Consider the following 24,232-nt stretch of genomic DNA (forward strand, 5'->3'; position numbering starts at 1 on the left):
GCTTCTACTTGCCGCTTGTAGCTGAGAGCTTGCAGCTGATTTCAACCTTTGGTTGAAAAGCGGTAGCCCGTGCCGCGCACGGTTTGTACCAGATTCTCGTAGGCATCGCCCAAGGCTTTGCGCAGGCGCCGGATATGCACGTCCACGGTGCGCTCTTCCACATACACATTGCCGCCCCACACCTGGTCCAGCAATTGGCCACGGGTGTAGGCGCGTTCCTGGTGGGTCATGAAGAATTGCAGCAGGCGGTATTCGGTCGGGCCCATCTCGGCCGGCTTGCCGTCGATGGTCACGCGGTGGCTGATCGGATCCAGCAGCAGGCCGCCGACTTCGATAGGCGCCTCGCCATCGGTTGGGCCGGCGCGGCGCAATACGGCTTTCAGACGAGCGACCAACTCGCGTGGGGAAAACGGCTTGGTGATGTAGTCGTCGGCGCCGACTTCCAGGCCCTGGATCTTGTTGTCCTCTTCGCCCTTGGCGGTGAGCATGATGATCGGGATGTCCCCGGTCAGCTCGTCACGCTTGAGGCGGCGGGCCAGTTCGATACCGGAGGTGCCGGGCAGCATCCAGTCCAGCAGGATCAGGTCCGGCTTGCGGTCGACGATAATGGCATGGGCCTGCTGGGAGTTCTCCGCCTCCAGGCAGTCGTAGCCGGCCATTTCCAACGCAACGGCGATCATCTCGCGGATGGGCGCTTCGTCGTCAACAATCAGAATGCTCCTGCCAACCATGCTCAAAAATCCTCTTGTCATTTAACTGTCTTGCGCCGCATTAGATAACGGAATTATTGCAGTCGTGTGACAGTAATTTAGTCGCTCGGGCAATTCCCGCCTCTCTGGACTACGCTTTGGGTCCGAATCCTGACAACCGAAAAAGGAAGGTTCCGATGACTTACAGCACGATTTCCTGGAAAGCCCTGCTGGTAACGGCCGCGTTGACGCTGCCGACCCTGGCATTTGCGGCGGAGCCAGCGATGACTAAAGACGGAATGCTGGTCGACCACAAGGGCATGACCCTCTACACCTTCGACAAGGATGCCGACGGCAAGTCAGTGTGCAAAGACCAATGTGCGACCAATTGGCCGCCGCTGAAGGCGGAGTCCACCGACACGTCGATGGGCAAATGGACCGTCATCACTCGCGACGACCAGACCAGCCAGTGGGCCTATGAGGGTAAGCCGGTCTACACCTACAAGGATGACCACAAGGCGGGCGATAAGACCGGTGATGGCAAGGGTGGGGCGTGGCACATCATCAAACCCTGATCACAGGGTACCGTTGAAAACATCGCGGGCAAGCCCGCTCTTACAGTGGAACGCATTCCAAATGTGGGAGCGGCGGTGCGACGATTCGACTTGCCCGCGAAGACGTAAGCCCGGCCGCCACAAAAACCTCAGCGCAACGCGTAATCCAGCACAATCCCGATAAATATCGCCAGCCCCGCCCAGTGGTTGTGCAGGAACGCCTTGAAGCACTTCATCCGATCCTTGTCCCGGATGTACCAGAATTCCCAGGCAAAACAGCCGGCCGCCGCCAGCAAGCCCAGGTGGAACCAGCCCCCCAGTTCGAACCGTGCGCCCGCCAGCAGCAGGCACGCCAGCGAAAGGCCCTGCAGGGTCAGGATGATCACGCGGTCGGCTTCACCGAACAGAATGGCCGTGGATTTCACGCCGATCTTCAAGTCGTCATCGCGGTCGGTCATCGCGTAATACGTGTCGTAGCCCACCGTCCACAGCAGGTTGGCGATATACAACAGCCACGCGGCGGCAGGCAGGCTGCCAGTCTCGGCGGTGAACGCCATCGGCATGCCCCAGGAAAACGCCGCCCCCAGCACCACTTGTGGGTAATAGGTGTAGCGCTTCATGAACGGATAGCTCGCCGCCAGGGCCAGGCCACCCAGGGACAGCAGGATGGTGGTGGCGTTGGTCAGCAGCACCAGCAGGAAACTGATGCCCATCAACACCGCAAAAAACACCAGCGCCTCTTTTGAGCTGATCTTGCCGCTCACCAGCGGCCGCTGTTCCGTGCGCTTTACATGGCCGTCGACCTTGCGGTCGGCCCAGTCGTTGATCACGCAGCCACCGGCGCGGGTCAGCACCACGCCCAAAACGAAAATCACGATATTGATCAAAGAGGGCGAGCCTTTGCCGGCGATCCACAGCGCCCACAGCGTCGGCCACAGCAGCAGGTAGATGCCGATGGGCTTGTCCATACGGGTCAGTTGGATGAAATCCCAAGCCCTGGGGTTCAGGTGATTCAGGGACTTGAGCAGACGTTGGTACATCAGCAGTTCTCCGGATGGGCGTGCAACGCGTGCCAGAAGCTGGGCAGAAAGATCTCCGCGACCAACACGCTCAAGGGGCCGCGATCAAAGCGTGAACGGCGTGCCCACAGACCGTCGACCTGATCCGCCACAGGCAGCCATTGTTGTGGGTAATGGCACACCTCGATTGCTTTGCGAGTGAATGCCTGGTCGCAGAACAGCAATTCGCCCAGCGAGCGACTGCCCAATTCATCCATATGCAAGCCGTCACCCTGTAAAGCGCTGCGTGCCGCCACACTGCGCGCGAACACCCAAGGCTGGCCGTGGCCACGCAAATACACCTCGCGCACCCAGCCGATACTGGCCGGTGGCAGTGCCAGGGCGGCGCATTCATCGTCGCGCAGCGGCTGCCAGCCCTCGAACAGCGGCGTCACGCTGAAACCATCGTTGGACAGCCACGTCAGCCGCCGCGTCAGCGAGTCTTCGTTGAACAGCCAATTGAGGGTCAGGGGCGCGGGCGCAGGGAGCAGACGGCTCTGGATCAGCCATTGGCAAGCATCGGGAGGGTCGATTGAGTGCGGCACGGTGAGTCAGTATTGGCAGCAAAAGAGGCGGCGAGCTTACCATGGCGTCCCGGGTTTTTGCCGGTCTGAACCGGCTGTTTGCGTCGATCGTGCTTGCATCTGCCGGCCCCGATCAGTACAAAACGCCCTGAGCCGCACGGCAACGTGGGTCTATCGACCGTCGGCCAAGATGCCTGACCCTGAGGAAGCAAGTGATGAAGAAGTGGCAATGTGTAGTCTGTGGCCTGATCTATGACGAGAAAGACGGCTGGCCGGATGACGGAATTCTGCCTGGCACCCGTTGGGAAGACGTCCCGGAAGACTGGCTGTGCCCGGACTGCGGCGTGGGCAAAATGGATTTCGAAATGATCGAAATCGGCTGATTTTTGGTTTTCAGATACGTACTACAAGGAGAAAGGAATGAACGCACCTGTCGTGATCATCGGCACAGGGTTGGCCGGCTACAACGTGGCCCGGGAGTTTCGCAAGCTCGACAGCGAGACCCCATTGCTGCTGATCACCGCGGATGACGGGCGCTCCTACTCCAAGCCCATGCTCTCCACCGGCTTTGGCAAGAACAAGGAAGCCGATGGCCTGAGCATGGCTGAACCTGGCGCCATGGCCGAGCAACTCAAGGCCGAAGTGCGCACCCACACCCGCGTCAGCGGCATTGACCCTGGCCACAAGCGCTTGTGGATTGGTGAGGAAGCGGTGGCTTACCGCGACCTGATCCTGGCCTGGGGCGCAGAAACCGTGCGTGTGCCGGTTGAGGGCGATGCGGCTGAACTGATTTTCCCGATCAACGACCTCGAAGACTACGCACGCTTTCGTGCCGCTGCTGCCGGCAAGCGCCGCGTACTGCTGCTCGGCGCCGGCCTGATCGGCTGCGAGTTCGCCAACGACCTGATCCTTGGCGGCTATGAGATCGACCTGGTAGCGCCGTGCGAGCAGGTCATGCCAACCTTGCTGCACCCGGCCGCCGCCGCAGCGGTACAGGCTGGCCTTGAAGGCCTCGGCGCGCGCTTCCACCTAGGCCCGGTGCTCAATCGGCTGCAGCGCACTGCCGACGGCCTGGAAGCCCATCTGTCGGACGGTGAAGTGATCGCCTGCGACCTGGTGGTCTCCGCCATCGGCCTGCGCCCGCGTGTCGACCTGGCCGCCGCCGCCGGCCTGCAGACCAACCGCGGAATCATGGTGGACCGCCACCTCAAGACCTCCCACGCCAATATCTACGCCCTAGGCGACTGCGCCGAGGTCGACGGCCTGAACCTGCTGTACGTAATGCCACTGATGAGCTGCGCCCGCGCCCTGGCCCAGACCCTGGCAGGCAACGCCACCGCCGTCAGCTACGGCCCGATGCCGGTGACCGTCAAGACGCCGGTCTGCCCGCTGGTGGTCTCGCCACCGCCACGCGGAACCGAAGGCGTCTGGAGCGTGGAAGGCGAGGGCGCCGACATCAAGGCCCTGTGCCGCGATGCGAGTGGCCGTCTGCTGGGTTACGCACTGACCGGCACTGCGGTGATGGAAAAACTGGCCCTCAATAAAGAACTTCCGCCGTTGCTGGCGTAAATACCGGTCGTTCTGTCGGATTAAGCACGTTTTTCCCACTAGAAAGGTCGCCGCTAGACTGGCGCGGCGTCCGATGGCATGCCATCCTCACTCCCGTCTGCCGCAGAGTAGAGCCTGCGGCGCTTTGGGCGCTGCTCCAGAAGAGAGCAGCACGGACATAACAACAAAAAACCGTCAAAGAGGCTTCACTTATGCGTAAACCAGAACTCGCAGCCGCCATCGCTGAAAAAGCCGATCTCACCAAAGAACAGGCCAACCGCGTCCTCAACGCCGTTCTCGAAGAAATCACCGGCGCCCTGCACCGCAAGGACAGCGTCACCCTGGTTGGCTTCGGCACCTTCCTGCAACGCCATCGCGGCGCCCGCACTGGCAAAAACCCTCAAACCGGTGAGCCGGTGAAAATCAAGGCCAGCAACACGGTTGCGTTCAAGCCAGGCAAATCGCTGAAAGACACTGTTAACGCGTAAGAGCGTTACCGTCTCGAAGGGGGCGGGGTGGTAGGAGAGATGGGCACGCCGACTGGGTCGGGTGCCCATTTTTTGTAGGCTGGAGAATGTCTGGCCAGTAGTAACCTCCCGGTTACAACTCCCCCCAAGGATCAAATTTATAAGTGGCATCCAACGGTGTGAACGCTAGCCCAAAGAGCGCCTTGGATTCGAACATCGCCTTGAATTCAGCCGAACAGACCGTTTCGTTAATATCCGTGCATAGAAACAGGTGTTGATGAATACCCGGTTTTATCTTGAATGATTCGATGGACTCAAAAACGATAGCGGGTACATCACTTTCTTCTGGTGTCTTGAGTTTGCCGGTGTATTTGTCGCGGTCGATGGTGAATACCGAATGCTCAAGATCAAGCAGGCTGAGTCGGGCGGTCGGAACGAAAAGGTTGTAGCGTTTTTCAGGTGTTTTTTTTCCTTTTAACTCTATCTCGACCTGACGCGTGATATGAGGAATTTCGAGCGTTGCGCAGATGTTCAAGACGGCATCTGTCGCCAGCAACTCCTCAATCATGAGGTCCGCTTTCAACTCCTTGATCTTGGCCTTGACTTTATAAGCGCTAGCAAACTGACTCTCATCCGGTGTTTCTGAAGGGTAATGAAACTCCGGGACGCCAGGAGTCCAGTCCGACTCAAAGAAGCTGGGCGCATCCGTCCCGTTGGTGTGGTAGTTCACGATGAAGAAATCAGCGCTGGCGCCGGTCATAAAAGTCGTCCTGTAACTGCATCAGTTTTGAAGAGGCCATTCTGCAGCCCGCCGCTCGCCCATTTTTGGATGTTCGAGACTTCCAGTGCGAGGTCCATATCAGATAACCCGGCTTGTTGTTTGTTCAAGCTCCTGAGCCTGTCCCTGACAGCATCGGTGTACTTGTTATGGTTCGACCAATGTCCAGGAAGCTGCGTTTTAGCGGCAAGGTCCTTTGATCCTGGCAGGAAAGCACCGTTGGAGGCGCCATCCGGGTCCCAACCTATCTTTTTCAGCCTGGAGAACATTTTGCCGAACTCTTTGTGTTTGATCAGCTCCTCGGGTATCAGGTGATGGTTGGCCATACCGTCACCTTTGCGAGCCCCCATGTTCTTGCCTAGCTTCGTCGAGCACCAGCCCAGTGGGTCACTCCAGCCCAGAGGGTTGGTGGCGTACTGATAGAGGTTAATGCCGCCCAGCAATCCAACCGGGTCTTCTGTAGTGAATCTGCCGATATCGGGGTCATAAAAGCGGAACGTGTTGTAGTGCAGTCCGGTTTCTCGGTCCAGATACTGGCCTTGGAAGCGAATATTCTGATCTTCCAGATAGTAGGGTTCCCGTTCTTCACTAATGGTATTACCCCACACCTGATAGATCGCTTTCCAGACGATGTTTCCATCGCTCTCGGTCAATTGCTCGGGCAAGCCATTGAGGTCGTTGTGGTAATAACGGGTCTTCTTGTGCACGCCCAATCCATCGACTCGCGCCAAGGGCTCGTATCCTTGATTGAGATAGACATAGAGGCTGCTGCGTTCATTTTGCGTCTCTGAGAGCAGTCGCAGACCGTCCCAAATGAAGCTGACTTGGCTCAAGGTATAACCATTGCGATCCTGTTCGGTCTTTTTGATACGCCGATCCAGCGCGTCGTAGACCATCCGAACCACATGGCCCTTTTCATTGCGTACTTCTACCAGGCGGCTTTCGGCGTCATAGCTAAACCGTTGTACACCGTATCGCCCGCTGCGCTTTTCGATTACTCGGCCGAAGCCGTCATAGCGATAACGCTTGTCTTGAAAGCTGACCAACCTGTTGTGGAGCACCTTCCCCTGGCTGGGGTTGACGCTGTCAAGCAAGTTGGCTGCTGCGTCATATGCAAAGGTCTCACGAGCGCCGTACAAAGAGTCTTGGCTCGCGATAAGGCGGTCTGTTGCGTCGTAATGAAACAGTTGTTGATGGCGCGCAGAGGGCCGCTGATCGAGCTTTCCGATCAAATTGTCAGCCGGGTCGTACTCGAACTGTCTTTGCATATCGGGTGACAGCAAGGCGGGCTGGCTGTCATGACGGCGTATGCGAGCACGTAGGCGGCCGACGGGGTCGTAGTCGCTGCGCGTACTAAGCTGGCCCTGAGTGCGCAAGACTTCACGATGGAGTCGGTCACGCTCGAAGTCACTGATCACGTCGCCGTCAAGATTGATCTGGTGCAAATGACCGCTCCCGTAGTAGAGGCGGTTGAGCCAGCGGCCATCAGGCACCTGGGTTTGTATCAGGTTGCCGAGTTCATCATAGCGATGGTGAAGGCTGCCAGAGGCACTGTGTTCCTCAAGCAATTGGCCGAGCGCGTTGTAGGCAAAGCCAAGGCTCTGTTCAGCGCCCGACGCATCCTTGAACGTGACGGCGCTGAGTTGGTTCAGTGGATCGTACTGGTATTCGGTGCGGCCATCATCCGTGACTTTTGCGATCAGTCGTCCAACGGCGTCGCGTTCCAATTGATGAATGATCGGTGCTTCAGGTGCTTGGGAGACAATTGCGAGCCCGGTGCCATAAGGCGCTGGAGTGGACGTCACGCGGATCAGGTTGTCCAGCCCATCGTAGGCGTAGGATTTTGTACCCCCGTCGAGGCCTTGTTGCTGGATCATCCGATCACAGGCATCCCAGGTGAACCGATAGCGCTCACCATTTTCGTTGCTCAACGACTGTAGCCGGCCGAACGTGTCATAGCCCAGGCTAACCTGGCGACCCTGTGCATCCGTACGTTGGCAGACCTGGCCCCTGCGATTGTGCTGGTAAAGAGTCGTGTGCCCCGCAGGGTCTGTATGACCCAGCAGTAGGCCGGCACTGTCGCGCTGGAAATATTCGGTTCGACCGTCCGGAAATTGCTTGCTGATCAGCCGACCCTGGCGGTCATGCTGGAACTGCGTGCGTTCGCCCATTGCATTGGTAATCACCTGCAAGTACCCGTGAGGGTCATAGCCAAAGCGAGTCGGGAATCCCGAGCAATCCAAGTGGTCGGTCAGTTGCCCGAGCGTGTTCCATTTCAACTGTTTGCTTTTGCCGGTTGCATCTATGACCTCCACCACCAGGCCTTGTGCGTTATAGCGATAACGGGTCATATGGCCCAGCGGGTCGGTCTCGGCGACACAATTACCGCGTTGATCATAGCGATACTGCCAAGTGTTACCGGCGGCGTCGGTTTGTGTGCGTGGCAGCGACCAATGCTCCAGCCAAAGCGTGGATACGCTACGCCCGAGTGGATCCGTCTCAGCCGTCAGGTTGCCGGACTCATCGTAGCTGTATTCGTAGCGCCCCCCTTGAGGGTCCGTAGCGCTCAGTAACTGACGCTCGTCGTTCCACTCGAATAGCCAGGTTTTATCCAGATTGTCGGTGAATGCGATTATCTGATGCTGGGCATTCCACTGACGAGTACTGACACGTTGCAGGCTGTCTGTGACGCGTGTGATGCCCTTTTGCAAGTCATACTCGAATTGGTAGGCGTCGCCCTCGTCGGTCCAGTGTCGTACTACTCGCCATTCAGTGTTGTCGATGTGCCCCCACTCATAAAAGCAGCGCAGACCGGTAGGGAGTTGGTGTTCAATCATCCTGCGACCGGCGTCGTAGGCAAAGCGTCGCTGAACCTCGCCGGACGCGTTGCTTACTTGCGCCAATTCACCTATCGCGTTGTAGCGGTAGCTGACGAGAACCTCACGCGGCTGGTCGGCGTACAGGCGTTCGATTCGCTCCAGGCGATCCTGGTCGTAAACCAGCTCAACCTGGACCTGGTTCGATGTGTCCCGCAGGCGCGCAATGCGGCCGTTCTCGTGGTAACCGACGAAAATCCGATTGTCATTGCGATCCCCCAACTGACTCAACCGAAGGTGCGTGGTCGAACCTGGTGTGAAATCGAAGAGGCGATACAACCCATCATCGCTCTCGATCAATAACTGACCGTTGTGATGGCGCCTGAAGCTCAGTACTTCTGCAGGGCTGAACATTGCGCTGCCTGGCACAAGCGAGCCCAGGTTGATACGCCGCCCTTGCTCATCTGTATAGATCAGCTCCTCGCCGCCTTCAGGATGCATCAGGATTTCGACACTCACCTCATAGGCAACGCTCCAGCCCGCGCCGAAGAGCCCTGCTGTGCGTATATCGTGGCTGTTATAGACGCGCTGCCAGGCCATGGGCAACGCACCTGGCAGTACAAAATCCAACTCATTCGTGCCGCCCAGTATTTTGGCGCCTGTCGCGGTATGCACGGGGTTAAGTGAAGACATGGCGGCGTTTGTCATGGCGCCGATGGCCTGGCTCACGGCAAAGGAGCTGACACCGCCCAACAACATGCACGGCAAATTACTCAGCGTCTTGCCCTTGGCTCCTTTAAGCATCATCAATGCTTCAATCGCCAAGCCAACGCCGGGGGTCTTCCCACTGCGAATTTCCTGCACCACCACCGTCCCACCACCAATGGTGACGTTTGGCGAGATCAGCCCCGACGACACCACCGTTGCCTCGCACATGCTGCGATCACCGCTGCGCACGGCGGGCTGGCCGTTGATGGTGACTTTGTCAGACCCTTCGGCCAGAAGCTGTGGCGGCATGGGCGGATGGCGGGCGCACAGGACCATGTCGGTGAGGGCCGGCACCACACCCGGTGCAGGCGTGGCGACGGTGGGCCGCCATAGCTGGGAGAAGAAACCCTCGGCCATGTCCAGGAAGCCAGGCTCGGGTTTTGGCTCGGGGTCGGGCTCCGGCGGCGCTTGCTCAAGCTCCGTACCAGCGGGCGCCACGTGCGAGGGAATGGAGCCCGCGGCCCGCGCAGCCGGAATGCTGTTGACGAACGTGTCGGTCGAGCCCACCGCAATCGTGGCTTCCACCACGGGCGGGAACAGCGCATTGGCGAAGCTCTCGCACATCTTACTGAGGCCCTTGTCGGCCCCCGTCTTGCTCATGGCCATGCCGACGACAATGCCCACCACCGCGCCGAGGATGCAGCCGCCGATACCGGCGGTAGCAATAGTCACCCCCACGGCGGCCGCGACTGCGGCAGTCGCCAGTGCCGTGATCGCCACGTTGGCCGCCACCTCCAGCACCCCACCCAGGATATCCGCCATCATCGAGGTGTGGGTCAGTGCATCGCCCATCCGGGCCGCCCATAACGCGTCAGACATGCAGGCCGCTCATCAAGAAACAGTGTCGAACGACAGCGAATTTTTGATCAACGCCCAGTGCGCTGCCTCGGCATCCCCAAGCTTGTCGGCCTTCACGTAACTCAAGGCGAGCATCTTGCGCGTACCCGGTAGCACCAGCGCCAGCTGATACTGGAACACCTTGTCATTGCCCTTGTTGAATTGGCTGCGCAGCTCGATGCCTTCCACCTCTTGGGCCGTGCCCAAACGCACGTCGACACCGGGTTGATAGCGTAAATCCTGCACCTGTTTTTCCAGGCGCTGGAGTTGGTCATTGAAATTGCTGTGCAGGGTTTCACCCTCGGCGAGCAAGCTGCGACTGACGATCAGTGAAGTCCCCAGTTCCGGGAACTTGAGGATATTGATCGTCGCGTCCTGCAGCTCGCTGGCCGGCAGTTGGAACTGGAATTCGTTAATTCGATACGTCATGAAAACAGGTCTCGTCAGGAGCTTTTAGGCGCGGGGAACGCGGCTTTGATATTGGCGTCGATGGCGCCTTTCTGGCCCTGGCCATCGGGCGTGGCGCCGGGGCCGCCGCCGTTGTTCAGGTGCAGCACGCCGCCGGTGTTGAACTCGGCATCGCCGCTGGCATAGAAGCTGATCTGCACGCCCGTGAGGTTGATCTGCCCGCTGGCGTTCAACTCCAGGATGCTTTCACCGCAGACCAGGCGCAGGTTTTCGCCCACCTCGATCACATAGCTCTGGCTGATGCTGTCGGTCTTGCGCTGGCCCACCGAGAGGATGTCTTCCTGCTTGACGATGCGCAGGCGGTTGTTGCCGATGGTCACCGTCTCGTTGTGGCCGATGCTCTTGTTGCGGTCATGCCCCACCGAATGGCTTTCATCGACCTCGACCACGATGTCTTGGTTACGCTCGGCATGGATGTACAACTGCTCCAACCCCTTCTTGTCCTCCATGCGGATTTCATTGAAGTTGGCCGGCGTGCCGCCCTTGCTCGAACGGCTTTTCATACCGCTCTGGGTGGCGTTTTCCGGCAGGTCGTAAGGCACGGTCTGCTCGGCGTTGTAGACCCGCCCGGTGATGATCGGCCGGTCGGGGTCGCCCTCAAGGAAGCTCACAATCACTTCCTGGCCGATCCGTGGGATCTGCATCGAGCCCCAGTTCTTGCCGGCCCAGGATTGCGACACACGAATCCAGCACGAGCTGTTTTCGTTGGACTGGTCGTGGCGGTCCCAATAGAAATGCACCTTCACCCGGCCGTACTGGTCGGTCCAGATTTCCTCGCCTTTGGGGCCGACCACCAGCGCGGTCTGCGGGCCTTTGACGATAGGGCGGTGGGTGCTGGCCAACGGGCGGAAGCTCTGCTGGGCGTCGATGCAGGTGAGGCTGCTTTCGAACTGTGCCGAGCCCGAACCGCCGCCGCTTTCCAGGCTTTCCTGGACGATGTAGTAGCGGCAGCCGACGATCAGATATTCGCGGTTCTGGTCCTGGCGGCTGAAGCCGGTGAGGCTGAACAAATGCCCCGAACCCAGGCCACGGGCATTGCCGCTGAATTCGATCTGTTCATGCAGGGTTTGCAGCGCTTCGATGCGGGTGCGGGCATAGTGTTCGCCGTCCTCGCTTTGCACGTAGGTGCCGGGGTAGTCGTACAGCGGGTAGTCGCCGGCGGTGTGCGGGCGCGGCATGGCCGAGCGTACGTCGATGCTGGCGCTGGGGCGCTGGAAATCGTAGTCGTTGAGCTCCAGCGAGCCGGGCTGCACCTCCTGCGCCAGGTGCCAGTTGTGCATGTGGTCGCGTTCGCGTTGCTGCTCGTCTTTGGGGTAGTACGGGATCGACGCGTAGCCCGGCACCGTGGTGTGGGCACCGTAGGCGTCGGCCAGCACCAGCACATGGCGGTCCTGCTCATGGCGGAAGAAGTAGTAAATACCTTCCTGCTCCATCAAGCGGCTGACGAAATCGAAGCTGGTCTCGCGGTACTGCACGCAGTATTCCCACTCGCGGTATGGCCGGCTCAGGGCGTCTTCGAAATCGGAAAAACCCAGGTCACGGAACACCTGCTTGATGATCTGCGGGACGCTCAGGTTCTGGAAAATCCGGCAATCGGAGGTACGGCTGAGCAACCACAGCCAAGGGCGCAGCGTCACCTGATAACTGGCGAACTGGCCCTGGTCGATGTTCTGGCTGCACCGTGCGACGATGCCGTGGAAGTGCCGCTCGCCACCGTCCGCCAGTTGCAGGCCCACGCTCATGGGTTTGCCGAGCAACTGGTTGAGGTCGATGTTGGCGTCCAGGGACGTCAGTTGCAGCTCGTAGTTGAACAGCCTGCCCAGCTCTTCACCGCCACCCATTTCATTGAGCAACAGCACATCCGGCCCGAGGGGGCTGGTGATTTTGGCCAGGCGTGAGGCTTGGTTGAATAGCATCGGTTAACCCGTAAATGACTTGATAACTGAAGAAACCGAATCAAGTGTGGGAGGGGGCTTGCCCCCGATAGCGGTGTATCAGGTTAGAAATTTCTGGCTGACCCGACGCCATCGGGGGCAAGCCCCCTCCCACAGTTTTAATCACATTTCGACAGGTCAATCGCTGAAGTCGTAGTGCAGTTCATTATCCCGGCTGCTGATACGTACACCCGCCAGCGCCTTGCCTTCGAGCATGCGCGTGAGGAATTCACGGCTCATGTCCGGCAGCAGGCTGTTGGTGAGGATGGTGTCGATCATGCGCCCGCCGCTTTCGGTCTCGGTGCAGCGCGAGACGATCAGGTCGACCACCGCGTCGTCGTAATCGAAAGCCACCTTGTGGGTGCTCTCTACGCGCTTCTTGATGCGGTTGAGTTGCAGGCGGGTGATCGCCTTGAGCATCTCGTCGCTGAGCGGGTAGTAAGGGATCGTCACCAGGCGACCGAGCAGAGCTGGCGGGAAGATTTCCAGCAGCGGCTGGCGCAAAGCCTTGGCGATTTCTTCCGGCTCAGGGATGTTCGCCGGGTCTTTGCACACATGGGAAATCAGCTCGGTGCCGGCGTTGGTGGTCAGCAGGATCAGGGTGTTCTTGAAGTCGATCACCCGGCCTTCGCCATCTTCCATCACGCCCTTGTCGAACACCTGGAAGAAGATCTCATGCACGTCCGGGTGGGCTTTTTCCACCTCGTCCAGCAGCACCACGCTGTAGGGTTTGCGTCGTACGGCTTCGGTCAGCACGCCGCCTTCGCCGTAGCCGATATAACCCGGTGGCGCGCCCTTGAGGGTCGACACCGTGTGGGCTTCCTGGAATTCACTCATGTTGATGGTGATGACGTTCTGCTCACCGCCGTACATGGCTTCGGCCAGGGCCAGGGCAGTTTCGGTCTTGCCCACGCCGGAGGTGCCGGCCAGCATGAACACGCCAATCGGCTTGCTCGGGTTGTCGAGGCCGGCGCGGGAGGTCTGGATGCGCTTGGCGATCATCTGCAGGGCATGGTCCTGGCCGATGATGCGTTTTTTCAGGTGCTGGTCGAGGTTGAGCACCGTCTCCAATTCATTGCGCGCCATGCGGCCCACCGGGATGCCGGTCCAGTCGGCGACCACCGAGGCCACGGCCTGGTAATCCACGGTGGGCAGGATCAGCGGGGTTTCGCCTTGCAGGGTACTCAGGCGCTGTTGCAGGTCGACCAGTTGTGCGCGCAATACATCGTTGCCACTGTCCACCACACCGGCTTTTTCGCGCAAGGTTGCACGGGTGGTGAGCAGTTCATCCACCAGCGTTTTCTCTTCGGCCCAGCGGCTTTCCAAGGTCGCCAGACGCTCACGCTCAGCGCTCAACAGCGCCTCGGTGTTGGTTTGGCGCGCACCAATCGCAATGCCGATGGCATGCTCACGGGCGATGATTTGCAACTCGGTTTCCAGCGCTTCGATGCGACGACGACTGTCGTCCACCTCCGCCGGCACCGCGTGCAGGCTGATGGCGACGCGAGCGCAGGCGGTGTCCAGCAGGCTCACGGACTTGTCCGGCAGCTGGCGCGCCGGGATGTAGCGGTGGGACAGTTTCACCGAGGCTTCCAGCGCTTCGTCGAGAATCTGCACCTGGTGATGCTTTTCCATGGTCGACGCCACGCCACGCATCATCAGCAGCGCTTTGTCTTCCGACGGTTCGGCCACCTGCACCACTTGGAAACGACGGGTCAGGGCCGGGTCTTTCTCGATGTGTTTCTTGTACTCGGCCCAGGTGGTCGCGGCCACGGTACGCAAGGTGCCGCGGGCCAAGGCCGGCTTGAGCAGGTTGGCTGCGTCACCGGTGCCGGCGGCGCCACCGGCACCCACCAGTGTGTGGGCTTCGTCGATAAACAGAATGATCGGCTTGGGCGAGGCCTGCACGTCTTCGATAACCTGACGCAGGCGCTGTTCGAACTCGCCTTTCATGCTCGCGCCAGCTTGCAGCAGGCCCACGTCGAGGCTGCGCAGTTCCACGTCTTTCAAGGCTGGCGGCACGTCGCCGGCGACGATACGCAGGGCGAAACCTTCGACCACGGCGGTCTTGCCCACCCCGGCCTCGCCAGTGAGGATCGGGTTGTTCTGGCGCCGACGCATAAGAATGTCGACCAGTTGGCGGATCTCTTCGTCACGGCCAACAATCGGGTCGAGCTTGCCGCTGCGGGCCTGTTCGGTCAGGTCCACGGTGAAACGCTTGAGCGCTTCCTGCTTGCCCATCGCACTCGGCGCCATGGCACCGCTGGCTTCACCTGGCACGGCGCCGGCGTTGAAACCATCACTGGCGCTCAGCGCGTTCTCCGGCGAATCACCGACGTACTCGTCGAAACGCTCGCTCAGGGCCTCGGCCTTGATCTTGTCGAACTCGGCAGACAAACCCAGCAGCGCATGGCGCAGGCTTGGCGTCTTCAGGATGCCCAGTACCAGATAGCCGGTACGCACCTGGCTTTCACCAAACATCAGGCTGCCGTAGACCCAACCGCGTTCCACGGCTTCTTCCACATGGGAGGACAGGTCGGTGATCGACGTGGAGCCACGCGGCAAACGGTCCAGCGCTTCGGTCAGGTCACGGGCCAGGCGCGCCGGCTCCACGTTGAACTGACGGATGATGCGGTGCAGGTCCGAGTCCTGCAATTGCAGCAACTGGTGGAACCAGTGGGCCAGTTCCACATACGGGTTGCCCCGCAGTTTGCAGAACACGGTGGCGGCTTCGATGGCCTTGTAGGCCACGCTGTTGAGTTTGCCGAACAGTGCGGCGCGACTGATTTCACCCATGCTCTGGATTCCTTGAGGTGGTGGCGTGATCGGCGTAATGCCGGGCCAGGATTAGGTCGTTGGCGTCATGCTCGGGCTTGCCGAGCCAGGTGTTGAAGCCCAGGCGGAACTGACCATTGAGTTGCAGCGCCGGCACTTCGGGTTGTTGCAGGACCAGGTTGAGGTCCCAGTCCAGTTCATGGCCCAGGTACTCGGCCACCCACGCCACCAACTCGTTGAACGGCTGGTGGCCAGGCAGCATGCCCATGTAGTCATCCAGCGTGAGCGGGCCCAGGCGAATGCGGAATTTGTGTTGGCGGTCCCACACAAAGCTGCCCAGGCAAAAGTCCACGCCCAGGCGGTTGGCACTTACGCTCACGCGGCTGCGCTCGGGCAGCTCCAGCCATTGGCCGACGTACTCTTCGATTTCCACCGGCAGGCCGAAGTACTCGCCGAGAATGGCTTTCAAGCCGTCCGGGTAGCGGGTTTGCGCCGAGAGGTGGCCGCTGTAGTGCAGCTTCGCGGTATCCGGGATTAGCCCCTGATTCAGCAGGCTTGGCATGCCCCGTCCACTCAGGGCGGCGAGGCGCGCGGACCAGTAATCATCGTCAGGACGGTCGTGGCTGACTGTCGGCCGCGCCTCGGCCCAGGCCCGGTAAAACAGGCTGAGCAGGCGATGGTGGAACACATCGAGGAACTGTTTGCTGGTGCTGTCGGCGTTGTTGCGCTGACGCTCGCGCACGTACTCGGTGATGTGCAGCGGCAGCGGGCCATTGGGGCCGCCAAGGCCGAAGAAGAATTGCTCCAGCCGCGCCGGCTTGCCGTCGCCACCGGGGTCGACCGACGCCAGCGTGGCCGGGGCGAAGGTGCAATCCGCCTGCTGACCCAGGCGCAACGGGTCATCCGCCAGGCGCAGGGAATGGCCCAGCCGCGGCAGGTTTGGCGATTCGCACTCGATACGGCGCAGCGCCTGGAAGAAATCGTATTCCCAGGGCTCCTGATGCATCGCATCCAGGGTACTCACAGGGTCGGACGACGTCCGGGCTTGGCTTTCCATCGCATGATCTCGCCGCGTTCGGTGGTACGGATCACCGTCTCGGTAAAACTGTTGATCGACACGTAGCGTGCCAGGAAGCGTTCCAGCACCGCACCGAGCAGGAACACGCCGGTGCCGCGAAACGCGTTTTCATCGAATTCCAGGGTGATCTCCAACCCGCGCCCAAACACGATCGGGCCGGGCATCGGCAGGCGGCGGGTCACCGCTTTGCTGCTGACGTCGCGCAGGCCTTCGATCTGCAATTGCAGCGCTGCATCGTTGCTGTCGCCATACAGGCGCAGCAGTTCGCGCAAGGCCGCAGCGCCCTGGCCCTGTTCGCTCAAAGACAGATAATTGAGCGACAACTGGCTGATCAAGCGCCAGGCCTTGGCGTCATGGGCGTGGCTGGCGCGGGGACGGCTCGGGCCTGCGACACAGCGCACGGCCAATACCGGGGCGCTGTCGGCCAGGGTGAAGTCGGTCTTGCCGTTGCCAACACTCATGAACAGCGGCAGGTCGCGGTTGGTGCACAGCGCCGTCACGCCGAGTTGGCGCAGGTCGTGGCGGTAGGGCGCTTGCCCGCTGTCCACCAGGCTGACAAAGGTTTCACTGCCCACGTACGTGGAGCGTGGGCCGTTGCGACGCTGGTCGCTGGACAGCACGCGCGGCTCGCGGCGCACGGTGTAATAGGCCTGGTCGCGGCCATAGCGCGACGGGTCGCGCACCGCATAGAACGGCAAGAACGGCTGCTCCGGCCCGGTGCCATGGCCGGTGATGCCACTCAGCGAATGAATCTCGAAGTCCATCGGCCGCGTGCGGTCGGCGATCACATGGTGTTCGTTGACCCGATCAGACAAGTGGATACGGTCTACCCGCTTCGGGAACAGGTTGATCGCCGGGGTGCAGAACGGCAGGAACTGCGCCGCGCCAACGCTGCCTTCCAGGCTCGGTTCGTGGCGATCGAACAGCACGATCAGTTCCAGCTCCTGGCCGTCGCAGCGTTTGACTGCGCGACTCAGCTCGGCGAACTCGACGAACAGGTAGCGGTGGGGCAGGGCGAAGTATTCCTGCAGCAGGCGATAGCCCTGGAAGGCACGCGCGACCACCGGCATGGCGGCGTCAGCGTCGTCAAAACCCCGGGAACGCAACGCATCCTGCGGCAGGCGCTCGACCCAATCGCCACCCGGCTTGCGTGCAAACACCGCACAGGCATTGCCCAGCAGTTGCTCGTAAAGGCGGAAGGGTTGCTCGTCGGCCCCGCTGAGGTACAGCGGCAGGTTATCCAGGTCGAGGCTGTTGAAGGGCAATTCGGCGCCGGTACGCAGGGTCAGGCGCAGGCCAGCCTTGGCTTTCGGCTCACTGGCGGCCAGGCGTCCCAACACGGCGGCGGGGTTGCCGAAGTATTCGGCACTGCTGACCTGCAGCGGCCACAACGTCACCGGGTGTGCAGTGCGGTACTCGCAGCACGTCTGGGTTTCACGGCCCAGGGCGGCACGCAATACCGTGTCGCGGGGCAGTGGGAAACCGCTGGTCAGGGAGCCCTCATCGGGATCGGTCTGCAATTGCACCACGGTCATCGACGGCGTCGGCGCCAGGTAGTGCGGGTAGGCGATTTCCAGCAGGTTATGGGTGAAGGTCGGGTACTCGGCGTCGAGCTTGAGTTGCACGCGGGCGGAGAGGTAGGCAAAGCCTTCGAGCAAGCGTTCGACGTACGGGTCGGCGCAGTCCATACCGGACAGGGTCAGCCGACTGGCGATCTTCGGGTATTCCTTGGCAAACTCCGCGGCGCTTTCGCGCACGTGGTGCAGTTCCTGGTTGTACAGCTCCAGCAGGCGCGGGTTCATGGGCGTCTCCGCTGGTCGGCGTTGACCACACGCACATGGCCGGATTCCAGGTCGAGGTCGGTCTGCAGCAACAGGCGCAGCGGCACCGGCTGGGCCCACAGGTCGCCTTCGATTTCGAAACTCAGGGCGTTGTGATTCATCTCGCCATGGCCGACACGGGCTTTGACCCGCAAGGTATGGCGCAGGATGCGCGGTTCAAAGGTGGCGATGGCCTGGTAGATCAGGGCTTCCAGGGCCTTGATATCCACGCTTGAAACACTGTTGCCTGCCAGCGCCGGCAGGCCGTAATTGACCACCGAAGTGCCGGCCGGGGTGTGCAGCGTGGCATCGGCATCGAGCAACGACGTGGTGTTGAGCAGCCACGCCAGGTCGCGCAGCACCGAGGCTTTCAATTGGGTCAGGGACAGCACGCGTTTGTCGGCGCTTTCCTTGGGGTTGGTCGGGTCGTCGTCAGTCAGCCGGTCCAGCAGGGACGGTTGCAGACGGTCGCGGGAAGCGATTTCAGTTACCACCAAAGCAGCTCCACGGACGGGGTGTGAGGGGGACGGTTGTTGAGCGGGGAGGCCTGGGGCCGTGGCGGGGAGCCACGGCCGCCAGGGCTATCAGCGCTTGGTGTTGGAACGGATGTTCCAGCCAAACTTGATCGCGCCGCCGTCTTTGGTGCCGTCGGCTTTCTGCGGCTGGTAGTCGACCATCACTTGGGCAAAGTTCAGGGTGACGTTCTCGGTCAGGCGGTCATCGGTGCCCGAACCGCCGGTGCTCAGCGAGGTGACCAGCACTTCTTCCAGGTTGATCACCATGTACTCGACCTGGCTTTCGCCGCCGGCCTTGCGCACGGTCAGCTTGACCTTGTCGATGTGCTTGCCGCTGGCGCAGTGCATCATCAGGTTCGGCGAGGCCTTGTCGACGTACTTGGTCAGCGACAGGTCCTGGATATTCACCTTGCCCGCGCCGCCGCCACCGCCCACGTGCATGTTGCCGGACTGGGCCATGCCCCAGCTCCAGTTCAGCACGTCGATTTCGTCCTTGTGGGCTTTGTCCATGGACTCGCCCTTGATGTCGCCGATCTTGATGAAAATATCAACAGCCATGTTTTCTCCCTGTGTGGACTCAGCCACGATATTTGTTTAAGCCCAATGGGCAATGCTGTTCTGCGGGAGCTGGCTTGCCTGCGATTGCTTCGCCGCGGTCTGACTGGCAGACCGCGTCGCGTGCATCGTGGGCAAGCCCGGCTCCCACAGAAGAGCCGGCTCATTCGTGGTTATGCGCTTTTCGCCGAAGGCAGCTTCGATACCAGGCGCAGCGACACGGTCAGCCCTTCGAGCTGGTAGTGCGGGCGCAGGTAGAACTTGGAGTTGTAGTAACCCGGGTTGCCTTCCACTTCTTCCACGATCACTTCGGCGGCAGCCAATGGGTGCTGGGCCTTGGTGGTTTCGGTGGAGTGCGCTGGGTCACCGTCCACGTAGTTGAGGATCCAGTCCTGCAACCAGCGCTGCATCTCGTCCTTCTCTTTGAAGGAGCCGATCTTGTCGCGCACGATGCACTTCAAGTAGTGGGCGAAACGGCAGGTGGCGAACAGGTACGGCAGGCGCGCGGCCAGGTTGGCGTTGGCGGTGGCGTCCGGGTCGTCGTATTCGGCCGGTTTCTGCAGCGACTGCGCGCCAATGAACGCGGCGAAGTCGGTGTTTTTCTTGTGCAGCAGCGGCATGAAACCGTTCTTCGCCAGTTCCGCTTCACGGCGGTCGCTGATGGCGATTTCGGTCGGGCACTTCATGTCCACGCCACCGTCATCGGTAGGGAACGTGTGGGCCGGCAGGTTTTCCACTTCGCCGCCGGACTCGATGCCACGGATGCGCGAGCACCAGCCGTAGTGCTTGAACGAACGGTTGATGTTCACCGCCATCGCGTACGCGGCGTTGGCCCAGGTGTACTTGGAGCTGTCGGCACCGTCGGTGTTTTCTTCGAAGGCGAAGGCTTCCACCGGATCCGTCTTGGCGCCATACGGCAGGCGCGCCAGGAAGCGCGGCATGGTCAGGCCGATGTAGCGCGAGTCTTCCGATTCACGCAGCGAACGCCAGCCCGCGTATTCCGGGGTGGTGAAGATCTTGGTCAGGTCGCGCGGGTTCGACAGTTCCTGCCACGAGCCCATGCCCATCACAGTCGGCGAAGCGGCAGCGATGAACGGGGAGTGCATGGCGGCGCAGACTTTCGACAGCTCGCCCAGCAGTTCGACATCGGGTGGCGACTGGTCGAAGTAGTAGTCGCCAACCAGGCAGCCGTACGGCTCGCCGCCGAACTGGCCGTATTCTTCTTCGTACATCTTCTTGAAGATCGGGCTCTGGTCCCACGCAGTGCCCTTGAATTTCTTCAGGGTCTTGTGCAGGTCCGGCTTGGAGATGTTGAGCACGCGAATCTTCAGCTGCTCATCGCTCTCGGTGTTGTTGACCAGGTAGTGCAGGCCACGCCAGGCGCTTTCCAACTGCTGGAAATCCTGGTGGTGGATGATCTGGTTGACCTGGGCGGTCAGTTTGGCGTCGATGGCTGCGATGATCGATTCGATCGACTTGATCGCGTCATTGGACACCAGGTCCGTTTGCGCCAGGGCCTGTTCGGCCAAGGTGCGCACAGCGGTTTCCACGGCTTCGCGGGCGCGCTCGGTCTTTGGCTTGAATTCTTGCAGCAGCAGGTTTGCGAACTCGCTGGCTTCTTCGGTCTGGGTACCCAGGATCTGGGTGCCTTCGCGGGCGGTATTGTCAGTCATGATTACTGGTCCCCTGCAGGCTTGGGCGCGCTGGCAAGTGCCTGGAGCAGTGCCGGGTCCTTGATCGCCTTCATGATGATTTCTTCAGCGCCCGTCTTGCCGTCCATGTAGGTCAGCAGGTTGGCCAGCTGGGTGCGGGCTTCGAGCAGTTGGTTCAGCGAGTCGACTTTGCGCGCCACGGCGGCCGGGCTGAAGTCGTCCATGCTTTCGAAGGTGATGTCCAGGCTCAGGTTGCCTTCGCCGGTCAGTTCGTTGGGCACGTGGAACGCCACGCGCGGCTGCATTGCCTTGAGGCGCGAGTCGAAGTTGTCGACGTCCACTTCAAGGAACTTGCGGTCGGCCACCGGCGCCAAAGGCTCGGCGGGCTTGCCGGCGAGGTCGGCCATCACACCCATCACGAAGGGCAGCTGGACCTTTTTCTCGGCGCCGTAGAGCTCGACGTCGTACTCGATCTGCACTCGAGGCGCGCGGTTGCGCGCGATGAATTTCTGAGAACTTTGCTTCGCCACGTTGCTGCTCCTGGTCGCTTGAGCGACGGTGTTGTTACTGCGTAATCGGGCGGCTTACTCGCCGTCCGGGCCACGCAGGTTTTCAAATTGGGACATGCCGTCGGGAATCAGATTGCGCACGATGGCCGCGAAGTCGGCGTGTACCAGATTCTTGGCCCGGTTCAACAGCACCGGCAGCGGGCTCGAAGGCTCGTGCCGGGTGTAGTACGCAAGGATCTTGTCGAGGCTGCGCAGCACATCGTCGCGGCTGGCGATATCGCCAACGGGGCGCGGTGCTGCGGGGGCGGCGGCGAAGTCGACCGAGGGGGCATTGTCGTCACTGACGGCCTCGGGTTCGCTGCTGCCGGCGGTGCCTGGCACCGCTTGGTTGAGTATCTGCAACGCCTGCTTGAGCGGTTGCTTCAAGGCACTGAGGTCCACGCCCTGGGCGGAACCGACCTGATCGTTGACCTGTTGTTCGATCGCTTCGCACGCTGCACGCGCTGCAACCAGGGCGTCGCGAGTGGCTTGCAATTGCTCGGGGTCGCTGTCGAGGAACGCGGCATTGAGCTGCTGGGCGCCGAGTTGTTCATCGGGGAAGCTCAACAGGCCGCTGGCGTTGAGCGCCGCGCGCAGGGTTACCGGGCCGAAGGTGCGTGAGCGCGTGAGGATGCTTTCGCGCAGCAGGCGGATGTTGGTGTCGCAGGTCAGGCCGGTGAGGGCGTTGATGCGCACGGTGGGGTCGTTATCGTCGTCAGCGTCCAGGCGCGGGTGCAGGTCGGCCCAGTAGTCGCGCAGCAGGGCGTCGATCAGCGTCAGGGCTTCGGCCAGGCCGGCCACACCCTGGAGGGCGAGGGCGCTTTGCAACAGGAAATGAGTGATGCGCAGGTCTTTGCTGCGTGCGAGCAAGTCGAGGCTTTGCTGCTGGATGCTGCGCCATTCCGGCGGTTCAGCGGGCAGGATGGAGTCGCCCATGCTGCGCTCGGGTTGGCCCTTGGCATCACGCTCCAATTGCAGAAATTGCGCGTCATATTCCATGTCTTCGCCACAGGGCGAAGTCGCGGAAACGGCGGTGAGCAGCAACGGCACATCCACTGAATTTGATCTCCCTATCAGCCCGTTAGACGGCGGGCAATTCATGCATTAGTTGCGCGAGGAACTTTGCATGTTTTCTTGGTCATATAAGCAAGATGCCACTAATGTGCCATCACTGGTATTCAAGAAGTTGTGCATTTTTGGTGTAGTACTTAGGGCTTGTCAAGGTAAGCTATTCGCCCTCTGTGACAGATGTGCGGTGCTTAACAACCTGTGCGACTGGTGGGTCGAACGACGCACCGGGACAGGATTTTTGTCATAGAGCCCAGTTAAGATCAGCGATCATGCTGGCATTGGCAGGTTTTAGATGGTCGATTGCTCGACCTGATGGGGACACCCCGGGAAGCGCTGTCCCGGGAATCGACCGCGCGCGAAGTATCAGCAAGGAGGCAAGATGTCGCTGTGTTTGACTATCACTAGTTATCACAAGATTACCCCTGGGCAGTGCTCCGAAAAGTCCATGAATCAGGGCGCGATGGCTATCGGCCGCAGCTCGGATAATGACTGGGTATTGCCTGATCCAGAGCGCCTGGTGTCCTCGCAGCATTGCGTTATTCAATACAAAGATGGCCGTTATTATTTAACCGATAACAGCACAAATGGTGTGGAGTTGGTTAAAGCCGGTATTCGTATGCGCCGGGGTAATAGTGAGCTGTTGCAAGATGGTGAACTGATCCGCATCGGCGATTACGAGATCCAGGCGCGCATCGACTTCAATGTGCAAGCCATCGACAGCCAGCCGTTTGCCGGCGATGCACCGAACAGTTTTGAAGCGCTGATGGGCGCTGTGGTGAACACGCCCACGCCAGTCGCCACGCCGGTGATTGCGCCGCAGTTCCAGGGGGCGTCCTCGATGGACACGCTGCCGGACCTGTTTGATTTCCTCAGCCCCACTGCCGTGCCACCGCCCACCGCGCCGGACCACGTACCTTCCGAGCAGCACGACTTCCGCCCGCCGACGCCAGTCGCCATGCCTGTGGCCGAGCCGCCTGTGGTGTCGGGCGCGGTGATCCCCGAAGACTGGGACCTGTTTGGCGATGCGCCTGCACCTGTTGTCAGTGCTCCACCACCGCTCTCTCCACCACCGCCGACTCCACAGCCAGTCATCCCGTCGCCACCCGTGGTCGAGCCTGTGCTCCCCGTGGCAGACAGCCAACAACCCGATCTTTTGCAAGCCTTCCTGCGCGGCGCGGGCCTGGACCAATTGCGCCTGGACAAAGCCCAGGCCGAGGCCCAGATGGAAAGCATCGGCCGCAGCTACCGCCTGATGGTCGAAGGCCTGATCGACGTGTTGCGTGCCCGTGCCAGCCTCAAAGGCGAGTTCCGCATGCAGCAAACGATGATCCAGCCCGCGGAAAACAATCCGTTGAAATTCGCCCCCAATGCTGACGAAGCGTTACTGCTTTTGCTTCGTCACGGCAACCAGGCGTTTATGGCACCGGACCTCGCCGTGCGCGACAGTTTCAACGACCTGCGTGCCCACCAGTTGGCAGTGATGGCCGGCGTGGAAGCGGCGATCAAACACTTGCTCAGCCGCTTCGAACCGGCGCAATTGGAAGAACGCATGGGCAAGCCCGGCGGGCTCTCAAGTATTTTCAACGGCTCACGCCAGGCGCAGTACTGGCAGCAGTTCACCGAGCTCTACAGCAATATTTCCCGCGAGGCCCAGGAAGATTTCCAGGACCTGTTCGGCCGCGAATTCAGCCGGGCCTACGAAGAGCACAGCGCACGACAGCGTCGGTAAAACCGCGCCGCAATACATGGATTAACGGATAGCTAAGTACGTCATTGA

The 24,232-nt window shown here is 60.8% G+C and carries 20 protein-coding genes; 5 read left to right on the forward strand and 15 right to left on the reverse strand.

All coding sequences use genetic code 11. The features are described from left to right. Positions 1 to 41: 41 nt before the first annotated feature. On the reverse strand, positions 42 to 731 hold the full coding sequence (gene phoB, locus CWC48_RS11095) for a phosphate regulon transcriptional regulator PhoB (protein ID WP_003176964.1): 690 nt from the start codon (positions 729 to 731) through the stop codon (positions 42 to 44). A gap of 155 nt (positions 732 to 886) precedes the next feature. Between phoB and CWC48_RS11100 the strand changes: the two genes are divergently transcribed. Continuing rightward, a complete protein-coding gene (locus tag CWC48_RS11100) occupies positions 887 to 1,264 on the forward strand; it encodes a hypothetical protein (RefSeq protein ID WP_100491870.1) in 378 nt (125 codons plus the stop codon). A gap of 128 nt (positions 1,265 to 1,392) precedes the next feature. Here the strand turns inward: CWC48_RS11100 and ubiA are convergent, their stop codons facing one another. Together ubiA and CWC48_RS11110 are read right to left on the reverse strand one after the other, a co-directional pair. Next, positions 1,393 to 2,283 carry a 4-hydroxybenzoate octaprenyltransferase gene (gene ubiA, locus CWC48_RS11105; RefSeq protein WP_100491871.1) on the reverse strand — a complete coding sequence of 297 codons (891 nt, stop codon included), beginning with the start codon at positions 2,281 to 2,283 and terminating at the stop codon, positions 1,393 to 1,395. Further along, the gene (locus tag CWC48_RS11110) at positions 2,283 to 2,846 is read right to left on the reverse strand and encodes a chorismate lyase (RefSeq protein WP_078050764.1); all 564 of its coding nucleotides are present in this window, start codon (positions 2,844 to 2,846) and stop codon (positions 2,283 to 2,285) included. The genes ubiA and CWC48_RS11110 overlap by 1 nt, the downstream gene beginning before the upstream one ends. A gap of 194 nt (positions 2,847 to 3,040) precedes the next feature. Here CWC48_RS11110 and CWC48_RS11115 point away from each other — a divergent pair, with 194 nt between their 5' ends. The 3 genes from CWC48_RS11115 to CWC48_RS11125 all read left to right on the forward strand — a co-directional run bounded on the left by CWC48_RS11115 (position 3,041) and on the right by CWC48_RS11125 (position 4,861). Further along, complete coding sequence (locus tag CWC48_RS11115) at positions 3,041 to 3,208, forward strand: rubredoxin (protein ID WP_015886569.1); 168 nt, start codon at positions 3,041 to 3,043, stop codon at positions 3,206 to 3,208. A gap of 37 nt (positions 3,209 to 3,245) precedes the next feature. Next, complete coding sequence (locus CWC48_RS11120) at positions 3,246 to 4,394, forward strand: NAD(P)/FAD-dependent oxidoreductase (protein ID WP_078050763.1); 1,149 nt, start codon at positions 3,246 to 3,248, stop codon at positions 4,392 to 4,394. Positions 4,395 to 4,585: 191 nt separating this feature from the next. Next, positions 4,586 to 4,861: an HU family DNA-binding protein gene (locus CWC48_RS11125; RefSeq protein ID WP_003176958.1), complete on the forward strand. Its 276-nt coding sequence runs from the start codon at positions 4,586 to 4,588 to the stop codon at positions 4,859 to 4,861. Between the two features lie 112 nt (positions 4,862 to 4,973). Here CWC48_RS11125 and CWC48_RS11130 read toward each other — a convergent pair whose 3' ends face one another. The 12 genes from CWC48_RS11130 to tssA form a co-directional block, all read right to left on the reverse strand. Beyond that, positions 4,974 to 5,600 (reverse strand): hypothetical protein, encoded by a 627-nt coding sequence (locus tag CWC48_RS11130; RefSeq protein WP_100491872.1) that lies wholly within the window; start codon positions 5,598 to 5,600, stop codon positions 4,974 to 4,976. Further along, positions 5,597 to 10,021 (reverse strand): RHS repeat-associated core domain-containing protein, encoded by a 4,425-nt coding sequence (locus CWC48_RS11135; RefSeq protein ID WP_100491873.1) that lies wholly within the window; start codon positions 10,019 to 10,021, stop codon positions 5,597 to 5,599. The genes CWC48_RS11130 and CWC48_RS11135 overlap by 4 nt, the downstream gene beginning before the upstream one ends. Positions 10,022 to 10,033: 12 nt before the next feature. Next, a complete protein-coding gene (locus CWC48_RS11140; RefSeq protein ID WP_099493234.1) occupies positions 10,034 to 10,468 on the reverse strand; it encodes a DcrB-related protein in 435 nt (144 codons plus the stop codon). A gap of 14 nt (positions 10,469 to 10,482) precedes the next feature. Beyond that, on the reverse strand, positions 10,483 to 12,423 hold the full coding sequence (locus tag CWC48_RS11145; protein ID WP_100491874.1) for a type VI secretion system Vgr family protein: 1,941 nt from the start codon (positions 12,421 to 12,423) through the stop codon (positions 10,483 to 10,485). A gap of 156 nt (positions 12,424 to 12,579) precedes the next feature. Then, positions 12,580 to 15,237 carry a type VI secretion system ATPase TssH gene (gene tssH / locus CWC48_RS11150; RefSeq protein ID WP_100491875.1) on the reverse strand — a complete coding sequence of 886 codons (2,658 nt, stop codon included), beginning with the start codon at positions 15,235 to 15,237 and terminating at the stop codon, positions 12,580 to 12,582. Further along, positions 15,230 to 16,273 carry a type VI secretion system baseplate subunit TssG gene (gene tssG / locus CWC48_RS11155; RefSeq protein ID WP_100491876.1) on the reverse strand — a complete coding sequence of 348 codons (1,044 nt, stop codon included), beginning with the start codon at positions 16,271 to 16,273 and terminating at the stop codon, positions 15,230 to 15,232. The genes tssH and tssG overlap by 8 nt, the downstream gene beginning before the upstream one ends. Continuing rightward, positions 16,237 to 18,096, reverse strand: a complete 1,860-nt coding sequence (tssF, locus tag CWC48_RS11160) for a type VI secretion system baseplate subunit TssF (protein ID WP_078050757.1) — start codon at positions 18,094 to 18,096, stop codon at positions 16,237 to 16,239. Before tssF ends, tssG begins: the two co-directional genes overlap by 37 nt. Beyond that, positions 18,093 to 18,608 (reverse strand): type VI secretion system baseplate subunit TssE, encoded by a 516-nt coding sequence (gene tssE / locus CWC48_RS11165; RefSeq protein WP_005792513.1) that lies wholly within the window; start codon positions 18,606 to 18,608, stop codon positions 18,093 to 18,095. The genes tssF and tssE overlap by 4 nt, the downstream gene beginning before the upstream one ends. Positions 18,609 to 18,698: 90 nt before the next feature. Continuing rightward, positions 18,699 to 19,187, reverse strand: a complete 489-nt coding sequence (locus CWC48_RS11170; RefSeq protein WP_005792512.1) for a type VI secretion system tube protein Hcp — start codon at positions 19,185 to 19,187, stop codon at positions 18,699 to 18,701. Positions 19,188 to 19,357: 170 nt separating this feature from the next. Then, on the reverse strand, positions 19,358 to 20,857 hold the full coding sequence (tssC, locus tag CWC48_RS11175; RefSeq protein ID WP_078050756.1) for a type VI secretion system contractile sheath large subunit: 1,500 nt from the start codon (positions 20,855 to 20,857) through the stop codon (positions 19,358 to 19,360). Positions 20,858 to 20,859: 2 nt separating this feature from the next. Beyond that, complete coding sequence (tssB, locus tag CWC48_RS11180; protein ID WP_010207547.1) at positions 20,860 to 21,366, reverse strand: type VI secretion system contractile sheath small subunit; 507 nt, start codon at positions 21,364 to 21,366, stop codon at positions 20,860 to 20,862. 54 nt (positions 21,367 to 21,420) lie between these two features. Continuing rightward, positions 21,421 to 22,440, reverse strand: a complete 1,020-nt coding sequence (gene tssA / locus CWC48_RS11185) for a type VI secretion system protein TssA (protein ID WP_078050755.1) — start codon at positions 22,438 to 22,440, stop codon at positions 21,421 to 21,423. A gap of 394 nt (positions 22,441 to 22,834) precedes the next feature. Here tssA and tagH point away from each other — a divergent pair, with 394 nt between their 5' ends. Then, entirely contained in the window at positions 22,835 to 24,184 is a 1,350-nt protein-coding gene (tagH, locus tag CWC48_RS11190) for a type VI secretion system-associated FHA domain protein TagH (RefSeq protein WP_078050754.1), read from the forward strand. Positions 24,185 to 24,232 lie beyond the last annotated feature (48 nt).

The organism is Pseudomonas sp. S10E 269, assembly GCF_002798465.1.
GTDB lineage: Bacteria > Pseudomonadota > Gammaproteobacteria > Pseudomonadales > Pseudomonadaceae > Aquipseudomonas > Aquipseudomonas pergaminensis.

Coding starts and splice junctions, on each gene's coding strand:
- phoB (WP_003176964.1), bottom strand. CDS start 731: ATGGTTGGCAGGAGCATTCTGATTGTTGACGACGAAGCGCCCATCCGC.
- CWC48_RS11100 (WP_100491870.1), top strand. CDS start 887: ATGACTTACAGCACGATTTCCTGGAAAGCCCTGCTGGTAACGGCCGCG.
- ubiA (WP_100491871.1), bottom strand. CDS start 2,283: ATGTACCAACGTCTGCTCAAGTCCCTGAATCACCTGAACCCCAGGGCT.
- CWC48_RS11115 (WP_015886569.1), top strand. CDS start 3,041: ATGAAGAAGTGGCAATGTGTAGTCTGTGGCCTGATCTATGACGAGAAA.
- CWC48_RS11120 (WP_078050763.1), top strand. CDS start 3,246: ATGAACGCACCTGTCGTGATCATCGGCACAGGGTTGGCCGGCTACAAC.
- CWC48_RS11125 (WP_003176958.1), top strand. CDS start 4,586: ATGCGTAAACCAGAACTCGCAGCCGCCATCGCTGAAAAAGCCGATCTC.
- CWC48_RS11130 (WP_100491872.1), bottom strand. CDS start 5,600: ATGACCGGCGCCAGCGCTGATTTCTTCATCGTGAACTACCACACCAAC.
- CWC48_RS11135 (WP_100491873.1), bottom strand. CDS start 10,021: ATGTCTGACGCGTTATGGGCGGCCCGGATGGGCGATGCACTGACCCAC.
- CWC48_RS11140 (WP_099493234.1), bottom strand. CDS start 10,468: ATGACGTATCGAATTAACGAATTCCAGTTCCAACTGCCGGCCAGCGAG.
- CWC48_RS11145 (WP_100491874.1), bottom strand. CDS start 12,423: ATGCTATTCAACCAAGCCTCACGCCTGGCCAAAATCACCAGCCCCCTC.
- tssH (WP_100491875.1), bottom strand. CDS start 15,237: ATGGGTGAAATCAGTCGCGCCGCACTGTTCGGCAAACTCAACAGCGTG.
- tssG (WP_100491876.1), bottom strand. CDS start 16,273: ATGGAAAGCCAAGCCCGGACGTCGTCCGACCCTGTGAGTACCCTGGAT.
- tssF (WP_078050757.1), bottom strand. CDS start 18,096: ATGAACCCGCGCCTGCTGGAGCTGTACAACCAGGAACTGCACCACGTG.
- CWC48_RS11170 (WP_005792512.1), bottom strand. CDS start 19,187: ATGGCTGTTGATATTTTCATCAAGATCGGCGACATCAAGGGCGAGTCC.
- tssC (WP_078050756.1), bottom strand. CDS start 20,857: ATGACTGACAATACCGCCCGCGAAGGCACCCAGATCCTGGGTACCCAG.
- tagH (WP_078050754.1), top strand. CDS start 22,835: ATGTCGCTGTGTTTGACTATCACTAGTTATCACAAGATTACCCCTGGG.